General features: G+C 58.3%; 17 protein-coding genes. 11 read left to right on the top strand and 6 right to left on the bottom strand.

All coding sequences use genetic code 11. The features are described from left to right. The first annotated feature begins 123 nt into the window (after window positions 1–123). Genes flhB through N6P30_RS06960 form a run of 3 tightly spaced genes read left to right on the top strand, consistent with a single transcriptional unit; the run spans window position 124 to window position 3,735 of the window. A complete protein-coding gene (flhB, locus tag N6P30_RS06970; RefSeq protein WP_021240449.1) occupies window positions 124–1,272 on the top strand; it encodes a flagellar biosynthesis protein FlhB in 1,149 nt (382 codons plus the stop codon). Further along, the gene (flhA, locus tag N6P30_RS06965; RefSeq protein ID WP_008500434.1) at window positions 1,265–3,343 is read left to right on the top strand and encodes a flagellar biosynthesis protein FlhA; all 2,079 of its coding nucleotides are present in this window, start codon (window positions 1,265–1,267) and stop codon (window positions 3,341–3,343) included. The genes flhB and flhA overlap by 8 nt, the downstream gene beginning before the upstream one ends. Beyond that, the gene (locus N6P30_RS06960; RefSeq protein ID WP_023293963.1) at window positions 3,343–3,735 is read left to right on the top strand and encodes a flagellar protein FlhE; all 393 of its coding nucleotides are present in this window, start codon (window positions 3,343–3,345) and stop codon (window positions 3,733–3,735) included. Before flhA ends, N6P30_RS06960 begins: the two co-directional genes overlap by 1 nt. Before the next feature lie 58 nt (window positions 3,736–3,793). Here N6P30_RS06960 and argS read toward each other — a convergent pair whose 3' ends face one another. Then, entirely contained in the window at window positions 3,794–5,527 is a 1,734-nt protein-coding gene (gene argS, locus N6P30_RS06955) for an arginine--tRNA ligase (RefSeq protein ID WP_008500436.1), read from the bottom strand. A 239-nt stretch (window positions 5,528–5,766) separates the two neighbouring features. Here argS and N6P30_RS06950 point away from each other — a divergent pair, with 239 nt between their 5' ends. Both N6P30_RS06950 and cutC read left to right on the top strand, forming a co-directional pair. Further along, window positions 5,767–6,336, top strand: coding sequence for a VOC family protein (locus N6P30_RS06950; protein ID WP_023293962.1), 570 nt, complete (start codon window positions 5,767–5,769; stop codon window positions 6,334–6,336). Window positions 6,337–6,405: 69 nt separating this feature from the next. Then, window positions 6,406–7,149: a copper homeostasis protein CutC gene (cutC, locus tag N6P30_RS06945; protein WP_023293961.1), complete on the top strand. Its 744-nt coding sequence runs from the start codon at window positions 6,406–6,408 to the stop codon at window positions 7,147–7,149. Between the two features lie 175 nt (window positions 7,150–7,324). On the opposite strand, the gene cmoB is transcribed toward cutC, so the two are convergent. Genes cmoB through N6P30_RS06920 form a run of 5 tightly spaced genes read right to left on the bottom strand, consistent with a single transcriptional unit; the run spans window position 7,325 to window position 10,905 of the window. Beyond that, window positions 7,325–8,296 carry a tRNA 5-methoxyuridine(34)/uridine 5-oxyacetic acid(34) synthase CmoB gene (cmoB, locus tag N6P30_RS06940; RefSeq protein WP_023293960.1) on the bottom strand — a complete coding sequence of 324 codons (972 nt, stop codon included), beginning with the start codon at window positions 8,294–8,296 and terminating at the stop codon, window positions 7,325–7,327. Further along, window positions 8,293–9,036 (bottom strand): carboxy-S-adenosyl-L-methionine synthase CmoA, encoded by a 744-nt coding sequence (gene cmoA, locus N6P30_RS06935; RefSeq protein WP_008500441.1) that lies wholly within the window; start codon window positions 9,034–9,036, stop codon window positions 8,293–8,295. Before cmoA ends, cmoB begins: the two co-directional genes overlap by 4 nt. A 40-nt stretch (window positions 9,037–9,076) precedes the next feature. After that, entirely contained in the window at window positions 9,077–9,472 is a 396-nt protein-coding gene (locus tag N6P30_RS06930) for an MAPEG family protein (RefSeq protein WP_021240443.1), read from the bottom strand. Window positions 9,473–9,523: 51 nt separating this feature from the next. Further along, a complete protein-coding gene (locus N6P30_RS06925) occupies window positions 9,524–10,342 on the bottom strand; it encodes a DUF72 domain-containing protein (protein WP_023293959.1) in 819 nt (272 codons plus the stop codon). Beyond that, window positions 10,339–10,905: a hydrolase gene (locus tag N6P30_RS06920; RefSeq protein ID WP_023293958.1), complete on the bottom strand. Its 567-nt coding sequence runs from the start codon at window positions 10,903–10,905 to the stop codon at window positions 10,339–10,341. Before N6P30_RS06920 ends, N6P30_RS06925 begins: the two co-directional genes overlap by 4 nt. 263 nt (window positions 10,906–11,168) lie before the next feature. Here N6P30_RS06920 and aspS point away from each other — a divergent pair, with 263 nt between their 5' ends. From aspS to ruvB, 6 genes are all read left to right on the top strand, one after another. Continuing rightward, window positions 11,169–12,941 (top strand): aspartate--tRNA ligase, encoded by a 1,773-nt coding sequence (gene aspS / locus N6P30_RS06915; RefSeq protein ID WP_008500445.1) that lies wholly within the window; start codon window positions 11,169–11,171, stop codon window positions 12,939–12,941. Window position 12,942: 1 nt separating this feature from the next. Continuing rightward, a complete protein-coding gene (nudB, locus tag N6P30_RS06910) occupies window positions 12,943–13,386 on the top strand; it encodes a dihydroneopterin triphosphate diphosphatase (protein ID WP_008500446.1) in 444 nt (147 codons plus the stop codon). A 27-nt stretch (window positions 13,387–13,413) separates the two neighbouring features. Continuing rightward, complete coding sequence (locus N6P30_RS06905; protein ID WP_008500447.1) at window positions 13,414–14,154, top strand: YebC/PmpR family DNA-binding transcriptional regulator; 741 nt, start codon at window positions 13,414–13,416, stop codon at window positions 14,152–14,154. A 34-nt stretch (window positions 14,155–14,188) separates the two neighbouring features. Then, window positions 14,189–14,710 (top strand): crossover junction endodeoxyribonuclease RuvC, encoded by a 522-nt coding sequence (gene ruvC / locus N6P30_RS06900; protein WP_003859749.1) that lies wholly within the window; start codon window positions 14,189–14,191, stop codon window positions 14,708–14,710. Between the two features lie 80 nt (window positions 14,711–14,790). Next, entirely contained in the window at window positions 14,791–15,405 is a 615-nt protein-coding gene (ruvA, locus tag N6P30_RS06895) for a Holliday junction branch migration protein RuvA (RefSeq protein ID WP_008500448.1), read from the top strand. 8 nt (window positions 15,406–15,413) lie between these two features. Next, a complete protein-coding gene (gene ruvB / locus N6P30_RS06890) occupies window positions 15,414–16,424 on the top strand; it encodes a Holliday junction branch migration DNA helicase RuvB (protein WP_008500449.1) in 1,011 nt (336 codons plus the stop codon). Window positions 16,425–16,468: the final 44 nt, after the last annotated feature.

Genomic DNA, 16,468 nt, shown 5'->3' with positions numbered 1-16,468 from the left:
ACGCCGCCTGGGGCGGTTTGCGACAAAATCACCGAAAAGAGCCCGAATAAACGGGCTTTTCCCGCCATTGGATTTCCGCTGCGCTGGCATGATACCCCTGACGTAATGGGCTGAGCGTGCACAGTGGCAGAAGAGAACGACGACAAAACGGAAGCCCCCACACCCCACCGACTAGAAAAGGCGCGTGAGGAAGGGCAGATCCCCCGATCCCGAGAATTGACCTCCCTGCTGATCCTTATCGTAGGGGTGTGCATTATCTGGTGGGGCGGGGAGTCGCTCGCCCGCAAGCTGGCGGGCATGCTCTCAACCGGCCTCCGTTTTGACCACAGTATGGTCAACGATCCGAATCTGATCCTCAGCCAGATTATTCAGCTGATTAAAGGGGCCATGGTTGCACTGCTGCCCCTCATTACCGGGGTTGTGCTGGTCGCGCTGGTCTCGCCGGTGATGCTCGGCGGTCTGGTCTTCAGCGCCAAATCGCTGCAGCCGAAATTTTCCAAACTCAACCCGCTGCCGGGTATTGCGAAAATGTTCTCTGCCCAGACCGGGGCCGAGCTGCTCAAAGCCATTCTCAAATCGGTGCTGATGGGCAGCTCCGCGGGGTTTTACCTCTGGTACCACTGGCCGGAAATGATGCGTCTTATCAGCGAATCGCCGCTCACCGCGATGAGCAACGCGCTGAATCTGGTCGGGCTCTGCGCGCTGCTGGTGGTGCTCAGCATTATCCCGATGGTGGGTTTTGACGTGATCTTCCAGCTCTATACCCACTTCAAGAAGCTGCGGATGTCGCGTCAGGATATCCGTGACGAATATAAGCAGATGGAAGGTGACCCGCACGTGAAGGGGCGCATCCGCCAGATGCAACGTGCCGCCGCCCGTCGCCGCATGATGGACGATGTGCCTAAGGCCGACGTCATCGTTACCAACCCGACACACTATTCCGTTGCGCTGCGCTATGACGAAAACAAAATGAGCGCGCCGAAAGTGGTGGCGAAAGGGGCGGGGCTGATCGCGCTGCGTATCCGTGAAATTGGCACCGAACACCGCGTGCCGATCCTCGAAGCCCCTCCGCTGGCGCGTGCCTTGTACCGCCATGCGGATATTGGACAACAGATCCCCGGACAACTCTACGCCGCCGTGGCGGAAGTGCTGGCCTGGGTATGGCAGTTGAAGCGCTGGCGTTTGGCCGGCGGTCAACGGCCTGTGAAACCTGAGAACCTTCCGGTGCCTGCCGCGCTGGATTTTATGAACGAGAAGGACACTGATGGCTAATCTGGTGGCAATGTTGCGCCTGCCCGGCAACCTGAAATCGACCCAATGGCAGATCCTGGCCGGGCCGATTCTGATCCTGCTAATTCTGTCGATGATGGTACTGCCGCTCCCGGCGTTCATCCTCGACCTGCTTTTCACTTTCAATATCGCACTGTCCATTATGGTGCTGCTGGTGGCGATGTTCACCCAGCGTACCCTGGAGTTCGCCGCGTTCCCGACCATTCTGCTGTTTACCACCCTGCTGCGACTGGCGCTGAACGTGGCGTCCACGCGTATCATCCTGATGGAAGGCCACACCGGGGCGGCAGCGGCGGGTAAAGTGGTGGAAGCGTTCGGCCACTTCCTGGTAGGCGGAAATTTCGCTATCGGGATCGTGGTGTTCGTCATCCTCGTGATCATCAACTTTATGGTTATCACCAAAGGTGCAGGGCGTATTGCGGAAGTGGGCGCGCGATTTGTGCTGGACGGAATGCCGGGCAAGCAGATGGCGATCGACGCCGACCTGAACGCCGGGCTAATCGCCGAAGATGAAGCCAAAAAGCGCCGTGCGGAAGTGACGCAGGAAGCGGACTTCTACGGCTCCATGGACGGTGCGAGTAAGTTTGTGCGCGGTGACGCCATCGCGGGCATTCTGATCATGGTGATTAACGTGGTCGGCGGCCTGCTGGTGGGCGTATTGCAGCACGGGATGGACATGGGCCACGCGGCGGAAAGCTATACGCTGCTGACCATCGGTGACGGTCTGGTCGCGCAGATCCCGGCGCTGGTGATCTCCACTGCGGCGGGTGTCATCGTGACCCGCGTGAGCACCGATCAGGACGTTGGCGAGCAGATGGTGGGCCAGCTGTTCAGTAACCCGCGCGTGATGCTGCTGGCCGCGGCGGTGCTCGGGTTGCTCGGCCTGGTGCCGGGTATGCCAAACCTCGTCTTCCTGCTGTTTACGGCGGCGCTGCTGGGCCTTGCCTGGTGGATGCGTGGCCGTGAAACCAAACCGGCAGCGGAACCTGTTCCGGTCAAAATGCCGGAGAATAATCAGGCCGTCGAAGCGACCTGGAACGACGTTCAGCTGGAGGATTCTCTGGGAATGGAAGTCGGGTATCGCCTGATCCCGATGGTCGATTTCCAGCAGGACGGCGAGCTGCTCGGCCGTATCCGCAGTATCCGTAAAAAATTCGCCCAGGACATGGGCTTCCTGCCGCCTGTGGTACACATCCGCGACAATATGGACCTGCCGCCCGCGCGCTATCGCATCCTGATGAAAGGCGTTGAAATTGGCAGCGGTGATGCCTATCCGGGCCGCTGGCTGGCGATTAACCCCGGCACCGCCGCAGGCACGCTGCCGGGCGAGCAAACCATCGATCCGGCCTTTGGTCTGGCCGCGATCTGGATTGAAAGCGCGCTGAAAGAGCAGGCGCAGATCCAGGGTTACACGGTTGTTGAAGCCAGTACCGTGGTGGCAACCCACCTTAACCACCTGATTGGGCAATTCTCGGCGGAGCTGTTTGGCCGTCAGGAAGCGCAGCAGCTTCTGGACCGCGTCACGCAGGAGATGCCGAAGCTGACGGAAGATCTGGTTCCGGGTGTGCTGACCTTAACCACGCTGCATAAGGTGCTGCAAAACCTGCTCGACGAGAAGGTGCCGATCCGCGATATGCGCACCATTCTGGAAACGCTTGCCGAACACGCGCCAATCCAGAGCGATCCTCACGAGCTGACGGCGGTGGTGCGCGTGGCGCTGGGACGCGCCATTACCCAGCAGTGGTTCCCGGGAACCGGGGAAGTGCAGGTGATCGGCCTCGATACGCCGCTTGAGCGTCTGCTGCTGCAGGCTCTGCAGGGCGGCGGCGGCCTGGAGCCGGGCCTGGCGGACCGTCTGCTGGCGCAAACCCAGGAGGCGCTGGCGCGTCAGGAGATGCTGGGCGCGCCGCCGGTGCTGCTGGTGAACCACGCGCTGCGTCCGCTGCTGTCGCGCTTCCTGCGCCGCAGCCTGAGCCAGCTGGTCGTGCTGTCGAATCTGGAGCTGTCGGATAACCGTCATATCCGCATGACCGCGACGATTGGAGGAAAATAATGCGTAAATGGCTTTGGATGCTGTTCTTCCCGCTGGTGGCACAGGCTGCCGGGGGAGGCACCTGGCAGGCGAGCAGCATGGGGGTGACCCTCAGCAACCGCGGTGTTGCCATGTCGTCTAACCCGCTGGCGCCTGCTGAAGAGGTTTCCGGTCTGATGGGTCTGGTGGTCTGGAACTACCGGCTGATTGGCCCAACGCCAGCGGGCCTGCGGGTGCGCCTCTGCTCTCAGACGCGCTGCACGGAAATTGATGGCGAAAATGGAACAACGCAGGCGTTCAACGGCGTGCCGGCTATTGAACCTTTGCGTTTCATCTGGGAAGTGCCGGGCGGGGGACGTTTGATCCCGGCGCTGAAGGTGCAGAGTAATTCTGTCATCGTGAACTACCGCTGACGGTTGAATTGTCAGGACTGCAAAAAAACAAAACCCGGCGATTGCCGGGTTTTTTGTATTACATACGTTCTACGGTTTCGATACCCAGAGTATCCAGACCCAGCTTCAGGGTCTTCGCCGTCAGCTGCGCCAGCTTCAGGCGGCTGTTGCGGACCGATTCATTCTCCGCAGAGAGAATTGGGCAGTGCTCGTAGAAGCCGGAGAACAGACCCGCCAGATCGTACAGGTAAGCACACATCACGTGCGGCGTGCCGTCACGCGCGACCACGGTCAGCGTCTCTTCGAACTGCAGCAGACGCGCCGCCAGCTGCGCTTCACGATCTTCCGTGATGGTCACGGTGGCATTCGCCAGCACGCTTTCGTCGATATTGGCTTTGCGGAAGACCGACAGCACGCGGGTGTAAGCGTACTGCATGTATGGCGCGGTGTTGCCTTCAAACGCCAGCATGTTATCCCAGTCGAAGATGTAGTCGGTGGTACGGTTCTTGGACAGGTCCGCGTATTTCACCGCGCCGATACCCACGGCGTTCGCCAGTTTTTCCAGCTCGTCGGCCGGCATGTCCGGATTCTTCTCGGCCACCAGACGACGGGCGCGTTCCAGCGCTTCGTCCAGCAGGTCGGAGAGCTTCACGGTCCCGCCCGCGCGGGTTTTGAACGGCTTACCGTCTTTACCCAGCATCATGCCGAACATGTGGTGTTCCAGCGGAACGCTGTCCGGTACGTACCCGGCTTTACGCACGATGGTCCACGCCTGCATCAGGTGCTGGTGCTGACGGGAGTCGATGTAGTACAGCACGCGGTCGGCGTGCAGCGTTTCGTAACGGTATTTCGCACAGGCAATGTCGGTCGTGGTGTAGAGGTAGCCGCCATCCTTTTTCTGGATGATCACGCCCATCGGTTCGCCTTCCTTGTTTTTGTACTCATCAAGGAACACCACCGTTGCGCCTTCGCTCTCCACCGCCAGGTTTTTCGCTTTCAGGTCCGCCACAATGCCGGGCAGCATTGGGTTATACAGGCTTTCACCCATCACGTCGTCACGGGTCAGGGTGACGTTCAGACGGTTATAGGTAAGCTGGTTCTGAGACATGGTGATGTCAACCAGCTTGCGCCACATCTCGAGGAAGTATTGATCGCCGCCCTGCAGTTTTACCACGTAGCTGCGCGCGCGCTCGGCAAAGGCTTCATCTTCGTCATAGTGCTTTTTGGCTTCGCGATAAAACCCTTCCAGGTCCGCCAGCGCCATTTCGCCCGCATTTTCCTGCTGCTGTTTTTCCAGGTAAGCAATCAGCATCCCGAACTGGGTACCCCAGTCGCCCACGTGATTCGCGCGGATCACCTTGTGACCGAGGAACTCGAGCGTACGCACCGCGGCATCACCGATGATGGTGGAGCGCAGGTGGCCAACGTGCATCTCTTTCGCCACGTTCGGGGCAGAGTAGTCGATCACGACGGTCTGCGCTTCCGGCTGGGAAACACCCAGACGATCGGATTTCAGCGCCGCGTCAACGTGGCTTGCCAGGAAGGCAGGCTCAAGGAAGATGTTGATAAAGCCCGGGCCGGCGATTTCGGTTTTGCTGGCAATGCCGGCGAGATCCAGATGCGTCAGTACCTGCTCAGCGAGCTGTCGCGGCGGCATACCCAGTTTTTTAGCCACTGCCATCACGCCATTAGCCTGATAGTCGCCAAACTGTACTTTTGCTGACTGACGAACCTGCGGTTCGCAATCCGCAGGCGCGCCTGCGGCAATCAGTGCCTGACTGACTTTTTCGGAGAGAAGAGCCTGAATATTCACCTGGATACCTTACTTTTTTGATGCGGGCTCACAACCACCCGCGCCAGTTAGAGAATTTAGGGCGGGAGTATACTGCAAATGCCTTCTGCCGTCAGCATCGCGGGGCCTGAAGATCGCTCAGAATCCAGGCTAAGAAGGTGTGCATAAACATGCAGTCGTAAAAAGCCGGATTCTGCGGTTGGTCAAAACAGAGCAACAGAGTAAATTAGCGGCTTTGCGACACGAAAAGAGAGTGACTTATGGCGAACTGGCAATCCATTGACGAACTGCATGATATTTCCGCAGATTTACCGCGCTTCACCCAGGCGTTCACAGAACTTGCCACCCGTCTCGGCCTGGATATCGCGCCGCTCGAGGCCGATCACATCTCTTTGCGCTGCCATCAGAATGCTACCGCAGAGCGCTGGCGTCGCGGATTTGAACAGTGCGGCGAGTTACTGTCCGAGAATATCATTAACGGTCGCCCCATCTGCCTGTTCAGGCTGCGTGAGCCGGTGAACGTGGCCCACTGGCAATTCACCGTGGTTGAACTGCCGTGGCCGGGCGAGAAGCGCTATCCGCACGAAGGGTGGGAGCACATTGAAATTGTCCTGCCGGGTGAGCCGGAAACATTAAACGCGCGCGCGCTGGCCCTGTTAGCTGACGAAGGCTTAAGCCAGCCGGGGATTTTTGTGAAGACCAGTTCGCCCAAAGGCGAACGCGAGCGGTTACCCAACCCGACGCTGGCCGTCACGGACGGGCAGGTCACGGTGAAGTTTCATCCCTGGACCATTAAGCAGATCGTTGCCAGTGAGGCGCAAGAGATGTGAGTTCCCGCCGGGACTGAAAACAGACGGCGTGTCATGATGGTGCGTTTGGTGGAATTTAAGGAGGATTACATGGCGCTGCTGGAGATTTGCTGTTACAGCGTGGAGTGTGCCGTCACCGCGCAAAATTACGGGGCTGACCGCATTGAACTGTGTGCGGCACCCAAAGAGGGCGGGCTGACGCCTTCTTACGGCGTGCTGAAGGCTGCCCGTCAGGCCGTCACGATTCCCGTTCACCCGATTATTCGTCCACGCGGCGGTGATTTTTGTTACACGGCGGGCGAGTTCGGTGCCATGCTTGATGATATCGCCCTCGTGCACGACCTGGGGTTCCCCGGGCTGGTCACCGGCCTGCTGGATGAAGACGGCAATATCGACCTCCCGCGCATGCGTCAGGTCATGAGCGCCGCGCAGGGGCTCGCCGTCACTTTTCATCGCGCATTTGATATGTGTAAAGATCCGCTTCAGGCCTTTGAAACGCTTGGAGAACTCGGCGTGGCGCGCATTCTGACATCGGGTCAACAGCCGTCCGCTGAAAAAGGACTGCAATTAATTACGGAACTAAAAGCACATTCCGGTGTTCCAATAATAATGGCGGGTGCGGGAGTCCGTGCCAGCAATCTGGAACGGTTTTTAAACGCCGGGGTAGAAGAGCTGCACAGCTCGGCAGGCAAATGGATGCCGTCACCCATGCGTTATCGCAATACAGGATTGTCAATGTCGACGGATGCTGAAGCGGATGAGTATTCACGCTACGGTGTCGAGGGAGAGTCGGTTGCGGAAATGAAGTCGCTGATTGAGCGCCATCACGTGTAGCAACGTACCGATTTTTACCGCGCATCATGTCGCCCAATATGATGCTTGCTTGTACCAGGCCCCTGCAAATTACACAGGGGCCTTTTTTTCTCCTGCGCCCGGTAGCGCTTCGCTTACCGGACCTGGAAAATCGGGAGTAGGCCGGGTAAGGCGCAGCGGCCACCCGGCTAACAGGCTACGGCTTCGTCGCAATCAACACCGCTCGCATCGGGGCCGGATAGCCTTCGATGGTTTTGCTGTGGTCGGCCGGGTCGAGGAACTGCTCCAGCGATTCGGTGATCATCCACTCGGTCCGGCGCTGCTCTTCGATAGAGGTCACGCTGACATCGGCAATCCGCACATCCACAAATCCGCATTTCTCCAGCCAGTTCTTCAGCGCCAGCGCGGAAGGGATGAAGTAAACGTTGCGCATCTGCGCGTAGCGATCGCCCGGTACCAGAACGGCATGTTCATCGCCTTCGATCACCAGCGTTTCCAGCACCAGCTCGCCGCCGCTGACCAGCTGATCTTTCAGTTGCCAAAGGTGCTCCAGGGGGGAACGGCGGTGATACAGCACGCCCATGGAGAACACGGTATCAAAGGCTTTCAGTGCGGGCAGCTGCTCAATACCCAGCGGCAGCAGGTGCGCGTGCTGGTCGTTACCCAGCAGCTTACGTACCGCTTCAAACTGACACAGGAACAGCTGCATCGGGTCGATACCAACCACCAGATGCGCGCCCGCGCCAATCATGCGCCACATGTGATAGCCGCTACCGCAGCCCACGTCCAGAATGGTGCGCCCGGTCAGGTCGGAAAGGTGCGGCAGAACGCGATCCCATTTCCAGTCTGAGCGCCATTCGGTATTGATGTTCACGCCGTACAGCGAGAACGGCCCTTTACGCCACGGCATCAGGTTGCGCATCAGCGTTTCGATACGGTTGATCTGCCCTGGCGGAAGCGGTTCTTCACTCTCTGCGGTGACGCTGTGCAGGAGATCCAGACGATGCGGGGTCAGTTCCGGCAGAAACTCCACCGCATTTGCCCACTGCTTTAACAGGCCGTGCTGCTGATCCCGCTGCCAGGCGGCAATCTGCGCAGGCAGCGTCTCCAGCCAGTGGGAGAGGTGATTTTTGGCAATCAGCTGATAGAAGTTGCTGAACTCGATCATGCGGGTTTCCCCGCTTTCAGCGCCACCAGAGACCCAAAGTTGAAGCACTGGAACCACAGTTCGCTATGCTCAAATCCGGCCTGACGCAGGCGCGTCTTGTGGGTTTCTACGGAGTCCGTCAGCATCACGTTTTCGAGCATGCTGCGCTTCTGGCTGATCTCCAGCTCGCTGTAGCCGTTCGCCCGTTTGAAATCGTGGTGCATATTGAACAGCAGCTCGCCAACCTCGGCATCTTCAAAGCTGAATTTCTCCGAGAGCACCAGCGCGCCGCCAGGATTCAGCCCCTGATAGATTTTGTCCAGCAGCAGCTGGCGGTCTTCCGGCACCAGGAACTGCAGGGTGAAATTCAGCACCACCATCGAGGCGTTTTGGATCTCAATCTCACGGATATCGCCTTCCACCACGTCAACCGGAACAGGGGCTTTGTAGGCGTCAATATGGCGGCGGCAGCGTTCCACCATGGCCGGAGAGTTATCCACGGCAATGATTCGGCAGCCTTCGTGATGAACGTTACGACGTACCGACAGCGTTGCCGCGCCGAGCGAGCAGCCCAGGTCATAGACCTGCGTGCCGGGTTGAACGAAGCGCTCAGCCAGCATGCCGATCATAGAGATAATATTGGAATAACCGGGAACAGAGCGCTGGATCATATCCGGGAAGACTTCGGCTACCCGTTCATCGAAGGTCCAGTCGCCCAGGCTGGCGATAGGCGCGGAAAAAAGCGTGTCGCGATCTGACATAACGTAAAAATCCGGGAAAAATAAAGTGGCGTATTGTGCGCTAATGGAGGGAGAAAACCAACTCCCACGGCATATACCACAGGTTAGCCAGCACCATCAGCAAAAGCGAACACCAGGTTGCACTCATGCCGGAACGACGCCAGCGGATTAAGCGGTGGTGAAAGCCGTAATAATGCATCAGGCGGCCAGCGATAAGCAGCAGGCCACAGATGTGCACCATCCAGGTTTCTGCGCCATTCATCTCCATAAACAGCAGCAGGATTAAGGCCGCGGGGATGTATTCGACCGCATTGCCGTGAATGCGGATTGCGCTTTGCAGCTCAGAAAATCCGCCGTCACCGTAAGAAACGCGGTAAAGCGTTCTGAGGCGCACAACGTCAAATGAAAACTTAATCAGCAGTAATGCACCTAACACCGCGTACAGCGCGCTGACCATACAAACTCCCTGTTTTTGGCAGATGGCACTTCCCTATGATAGGGGGTGATATCAGAAAAGAGAAGATTGTTGTGGGATGGAAGGGGCGCTGCCCACGGACGGCACCGCAGCCTGCAAGGCCTGCCACAGAGCATCGACCAGTTCGGGGGCCTGGGCAATATCCGGCGTGTGCAAAAAGAGATACGGCGTGGTGGTGTGTTCCCACGAGGCCAGTTTTTCCAGCCAGACGGCGAACATCGCCTGGTTTTGCGGCATGTTATCGCTGCCGATAAACCTGACCATTGGGTTTTGCGCGGTAACGATGGCGTGGACCGGCACTTTCGGTTTTTTACGCTGAGCTTCAACGATGGCCTCGTTATGCGGTATCGCGCTGTGCACCGGACGGCTATCGAGGATCACACGGTTAACGGAACGCTCAAGCAGGCCGCGGTTGAGCGCTTTTTCCGCTTCGCCTTTCGCAAAGAAGTCCTGATGTCGAACCTCCACGCCGTAGGTAAATTCCCGGGGCAGGGCATCCAGGAACTGCCAGAGCGCAGGCAGGTCGCGCGGAGCAAACGTGGCGGGAAGCTGCAGCCAGTACTGGCCGATGCGGTTTGCCAGAGGCGCCATCCGGCCAAAGAATTCGTCGGTCAACTCACCGCAGTTTCGCAGCGCGGCCTGGTGAGAAATGGTCGCCGGAAACTTGAAGCAGAAGCGGAAGTCGTCGGTTGTTTGCTCCCGCCAGCGCGCAACAATCTCGGCTTTCGGGAGCGCATACAGGGTGGTATTACCCTCGACGCAGTTGAAGTGTCGGGCATACTCCTCAAGGCTGGTGATGCCCAGACGCACCCATTTCGGGTGCGACCACTGGGGCAGGCCCACATACATCATAACGCGCTAAGGATCTCGTCCGTGCTGCGCACGCGACCGATGCGCGGGAAGATGTGCGTCATGCTGCCCTGGTGCTGTTCCGCTGAGGCCGCGCTACACGCATCTTCGGCTATCACCAGATTAAAGCCCAGCTCCCACGCGTTGCGGGCGGTCGACTCCACGCCGATGTTGGTGGAAATGCCGCACAGGATGATCGTGTCAATGCCGCGACGGCGGAGCTGCAGCTCGAGATCGGTCCCGTAGAAGGCGCCCCACTGACGTTTGGTCACTTCGATGTCGCCGTCGCGTTTGCCGAGCGAGGCCGGGTACGTCCACCAGTTTTCCGGCAGGGCGCGGGCGGGAGTTTGCGCATCAACGGGCTGTTTTAACGCTTCTGCGTAATCCGCAGACCAGCCGACGCGCACCATGACAACCGGGGCACCGCTGGCACGGCATTTTTCCGCCAGGCGGGCGGCGCGGCTGACCACATCGTCCGCGGTATGCGGGCCACCGGCGAAGGGCAAAATGCCTTCCTGTAAATCAATCACCACAAGCGCGGTTTTGCTGGCATCAAGGGTTAACATCGTTACTCCCGTTAAATGAATCACTTCCACACACCATACGACGCGATGGCCTGTTATTGGTCGCATAATTTTGTTAATTTTTGTGAGAATGCGCAATAAGAGTGCAGCAAACGACCGCCTGGCCGTGGTTCGCTCTTATCGTCCGGCGGAATTTCCAGTATAATAGCCGCCTTTTTTCATCCAGTTGTGACATACAGAAAGCTGCGACATAGTAGCCTGCATACCAGGCGACATTTAGCCTGCGGCTAATTAAGGGATATCTCATGCGTACAGAATATTGCGGGCAGCTGCGTCAGTCCCACGTCGGACAGCAGGTCACCCTGTGTGGTTGGGTCAATCGTCGTCGTGATCTTGGTAGCCTTATCTTCATCGATATGCGCGACCGCGAAGGTATCGTTCAGGTGTTCTTCGATCCGGATCGCGCAGATGCGTTGAAGCTGGCCTCTGAGCTGCGTAATGAGTTCTGCATTCAGGTCACCGGCACCGTGCGTGCGCGTGACGAGAAAAACGTTAACGCCGACATGGCGACGGGTGCCATTGAAGTGCTGGCGTCCGATCTGACGATCATCAACCGTGCTGAAGCGCTGCCGCTGGACTCCAACCACGTCAACACTGAAGAAGCGCGTCTGAAATACCGCTATCTGGATCTGCGTCGTCCGGAGATGGCTCAGCGCCTGAAAACCCGTGCGAAAATCACCAGCCTGGTGCGTCGCTTTATGGATGACCACGGTTTCCTCGATATCGAAACCCCGATGTTGACCAAAGCCACGCCGGAAGGCGCGCGCGATTATCTGGTGCCATCCCGCGTCCATAAAGGCAAATTCTACGCGCTGCCACAGTCTCCTCAGCTGTTCAAACAGCTGCTGATGATGTCCGGCTTCGATCGCTACTATCAGATCGTGAAATGCTTCCGCGACGAAGACCTGCGTGCTGACCGCCAGCCTGAATTTACCCAGATCGATGTGGAAACCTCCTTCATGACCGCCGAGCAGGTGCGTGAAGTGATGGAAGCCCTGGTGCGTAGCCTGTGGAATGACGTGAAAGGCGTTGAGCTGGGCGATTTCCCAATCATGACCTTCGCGGAAGCCGAGCGTCGCTATGGCTCTGACAAACCCGACCTGCGTAACCCGATGGAGCTGGTGGACGTAGCTGATCTGGTTAAAAACGTGGAGTTCGCGGTCTTCGCGGGTCCGGCTAACGACGCCAAAGGCCGCGTGGCCGCGCTGCGTGTACCGGGCGGCGCGGCTCTGAGCCGTAAGCAGATCGACGACTACGGCAACTTCATCAAGATCTACGGCGCGAAAGGTCTGGCCTATATTAAAGTGACCGAGCGTGCGAAAGGTCTGGAAGGTATCACCAGCCCGGTTGCGAAATTCCTGAACGCGGACATCGTGGAAGCGATCCTGGAGCGCACCGGCGCGCAGGACGGCGACATGATCTTCTTCGGTGCAGATAACAAGAAAGTCGTTGCGGATGCGATGGGCGCGCTGCGTCTGAAGCTCGGTAAAGACCTGAATCTGACCGACGAGAGCAAATGGGCGCCGCTGTGGGTTATCGACTTCCCAATGTTTGAAGACGACGGTGAAGGCGGCCTGACCGCGATGCACCACCCGTTCACCTCGCCGAAAGACATGACGGCTGCCGAGCTGAAAGCGGCACCGGAAGAGGCCGTCGCCAACGCCTACGATATGGTCATCAACGGCTACGAAGTGGGCGGTGGTTCCGTGCGTATTCACAGCGGTGAAATGCAGCAGACCGTGTTCGGCATCCTGGGCATCAACGAGCAGGAGCAGCGCGAGAAATTCGGCTTCCTGCTGGACGCGCTGAAATACGGTACGCCTCCGCACGCGGGTCTGGCCTTCGGTCTTGACCGTCTGACCATGCTGCTGACCGGCACCGATAACATCCGTGATGTTATCGCTTTCCCGAAAACCACTGCTGCAGCGTGTCTGATGACCGAAGCGCCAAGCTTTGCCAACCCGGCCGCACTGGCTGAGCTGGGCATTGAGGTGGTGAAGAAGGAAGAGAAAAACTGATATGACATATAAGCTCCCCGTTTCGGTCCTGGTGGTCATTTATGCAGAAGACACGAAGCGGGTGCTGATGTTGCAGCGGCGCGATGACCCTGAATTCTGGCAGTCGGTTACCGGCAGTCTGGAAGAGGGGGAAACCGCGCCGCAGGCCGCCGCGCGTGAAGTAAAGGAAGAGGTCGCCATTGACGTTGCCCGCGAGCAACTGACCCTGAAGGACTGTCAGCGCACGGTGGAGTTCGAAATTTTTAGCCATTTACGTCATCGCTACGCGCCGGGTACCGAGCGCAATACGGAATCGTGGTTCTGTCTCGCGCTCCCCCATGAACGGGAGATCGTGTTTACCGAACACCTGACCTACCGCTGGGTGAATGCGGCGGATGCCGCCGCACTGACCAAGTCGTGGAGCAACCGGCAGGCGATTGAAGAATTTGTAATTAACGCTGCCTGAAAAGGCGCGCTCTTTGAGGATATTTTTATGGCAGGTCATAGTAAGTGGGCCAACACCAAACACCGCAAAGCGGCACAGGATGCCAAGCGCGGTAAGATCTTTACCAAAATCATTCGCGAGCTGGTAACCGCAGCGCGTCTTGGCGGCGGCGATCCGGCCTCTAACCCACGTCTGCGCGCGGCGGTGGATAAAGCGCTGTCTAACAACATGACGCGTGACACCCTGAACCGTGCTATCGCACGTGGCGTGGGCGGTGATGAAGACGCGAACATGGAAACCATCATTTATGAAGGTTACGGTCCTGGCGGTACGGCGGTGATGGTTGAGTGCCTGTCCGACAACCGTAACCGTACCGTTGCGGAAGTGCGCCACGCGTTCACCAAAACCGGTGGCAACCTGGGCACTGACGGTTCTGTTGCTTACCTGTTCAGCAAAAAAGGCGTCATCTCCTTCGAGAAAGGCGACGAAGATGCGATCATGGAAGCGGCGCTGGAAGCCGGTGCGGAAGACGTAGTGACCTTCGACGACGGCGCTATCGACGTTTATACCGCCTGGGAAGAGATGGGTGCCGTGCGCGATGCGCTGGAAGCGGCGGGCCTGAAAGCGGACAACGCTGAAGTCTCCATGATCCCGTCCACCAAAGCGGATATGGATGCAGAAACGGCACCAAAACTGCTGCGTCTGATCGACATGCTCGAAGACTGCGACGACGTGCAGGAAGTGTATCACAACGGTGAAATCTCTGATGAGGTTGCAGCGACTCTCTGATGAGAGCGTGTAAACCCGTTACAGGAGACGCGTGATGTCGATTATTCTCGGGATTGACCCAGGCTCACGCGTCACCGGTTATGGCGTTATCCGTCAGGTGGGACGCCAGTTAACCTACCTGGGCAGCGGCTGTATTCGCACCAAAGTGGACGATCTGCCGTCGCGCCTGAAGCTCATCTATGCGGGCGTGTCGGAGATCATCACCCAGTTTCAGCCGGACTATTTCGCCATCGAGCAGGTCTTTATGGCGAAAAATGCCGATTCGGCGCTAAAGCTCGGTCAGGCGCGCGGGGTGGCCATCGTGGCTGCGGTGAACCAGGATTTGCCGGTATTCGAATACGCGGCAAGGCAGGTTAAGCAAACGGTGGTGGGCATCGGTAGCGCGGAGAAAAGTCAGGTGCAGCACATGGTGCGGACCCTGCTCAAGCTCCCTGCGAACCCGCAGGCCGACGCCGCCGATGCGCTGGCGATTGCGATTACCCACTGTCACGTCAGCCAGAACGCGATGCAAATGAGCGAATCGCGGCTCAATCTGGCGCGAGGCAGGTTACGATAATGACAAATCAGGCTGGATGTTTATCCAGCCTTTTTTTATTATGTCGGCAGTTAATTTCTTCCAGAACGCAGGAGCGTCACGTGATAGGCAGACTCAGAGGCATCATCATTGAAAAACAACCCCCGTTAGTGCTGCTGGAAGTGGGTGGCGTGGGCTATGAAGTCCATATGCCGATGACCTGCTTCTACGAGCTGCCGGACGCGGGCAAAGAGGCGATTGTCTTTACCCAGTTTGTGGTGCGTGAAGATGCTCAGTTGCTGTACGGCTTCAACAACAAACAGGAACGCACCCTGTTCCGCGAGCTGATTAAAACCAACGGCGTCGGGCCGAAGCTGGCGCTGGCGATCTTATCCGGCATGTCTGCACCACAGTTTGTGAATGCCGTTGAGCGTGAAGATCCTGCGGCTCTGATTAAGCTTCCTGGCATCGGTAAGAAAACGGCAGAACGCCTGATTGTCGAGATGAAAGACCGCTTTAAAGGCCTGCATGGCGATCTCTTCACGCCGGCGGCCGATCTGGTACTGACCTCGCCAGGTGCGCCTGCGGCGGATGATGACGCGGAGCAGGAAGCGGTTGCCGCGCTGGTGGCACTGGGCTATAAACCTCAGGAGGCCAGCCGCATGGTAAGTAAAATTGCCAAACCGGACGCCAGCAGTGAAACCCTGATTCGTGAAGCGCTGCGCGCTGCATTGTGAGGTAAAGGATGATTGAAGCAGACCGCCTGGTTTCGGCAGGCACTGTTCAGGCAGAGGATGTGGTGGATCGCGCGATTCGCCCAAAACTGCTTGATGAGTACATTGGCCAGCCGCAGGTTCGTTCCCAGATGGAGATTTTTATCCAGGCGGCAAAGCTGCGCGGCGATGCGCTCGATCACCTGCTGATTTTTGGCCCGCCGGGTTTAGGCAAAACCACGCTGGCGAATATCGTCGCTAATGAAATGGGCGTTAACCTGCGCACCACCTCAGGCCCGGTGCTGGAGAAGGCGGGCGATTTGGCGGCCATGCTGACCAACCTCGAACCGCATGACGTGCTGTTTATCGATGAGATCCACCGCCTGTCACCGGTGGTGGAAGAGGTGCTCTATCCGGCGATGGAAGATTATCAGCTGGATATCATGATTGGTGAAGGTCCGGCGGCACGCTCCATCAAAATCGATCTGCCGCCGTTTACCCTGATTGGCGCAACAACGCGAGCCGGGTCGTTGACCTCTCCACTGCGCGACCGCTTCGGTATCGTGCAGCGTCTGGAGTTTTACCAGGTGGCCGACCTCCAGCACATCGTTGGCCGCAGCGCCCGCTATATGGGGCTGGAGATGAGCGAAGAGGGGGCGTTTGAAGTGGCGAAACGTTCCCGCGGTACGCCGCGTATCGCCAACCGCCTGCTGCGCCGCGTGCGTGACTTTGCTGAGGTGAAGCACAACGGTTCGATCTCCGCAGAGATCGCCGCGCAGGCGCTGGATATGCTGAACGTCGATGCCGAAGGTTTTGACTACATGGACCGCAAGCTGCTGCTGGCGGTGCTGGACAAGTTCTTTGGTGGCCCGGTCGGGCTGGATAACCTGGCGGCGGCAATCGGGGAAGAGCGTGAAACCATTGAGGATGTGCTTGAACCGTATCTGATTCAGCAGGGCTTCCTGCAGCGCACACCGCGTGGACGTATGGCGACGGTGCGGGCGTGGAATCATTTCGGCATTACGCCACCGGCAATGCCGTAAGCAGCGATAATTTGTCGCCCCGGTAAGCGAAGCGCCACCGGGGA

It is taken from the genome of Enterobacter sp. PL1 (genome assembly GCF_945957325.1).
GTDB classification, from domain to species: domain Bacteria; phylum Pseudomonadota; class Gammaproteobacteria; order Enterobacterales; family Enterobacteriaceae; genus Enterobacter; species Enterobacter roggenkampii.
This window is presented reverse-complemented; position numbering and strand designations above follow the sequence as displayed.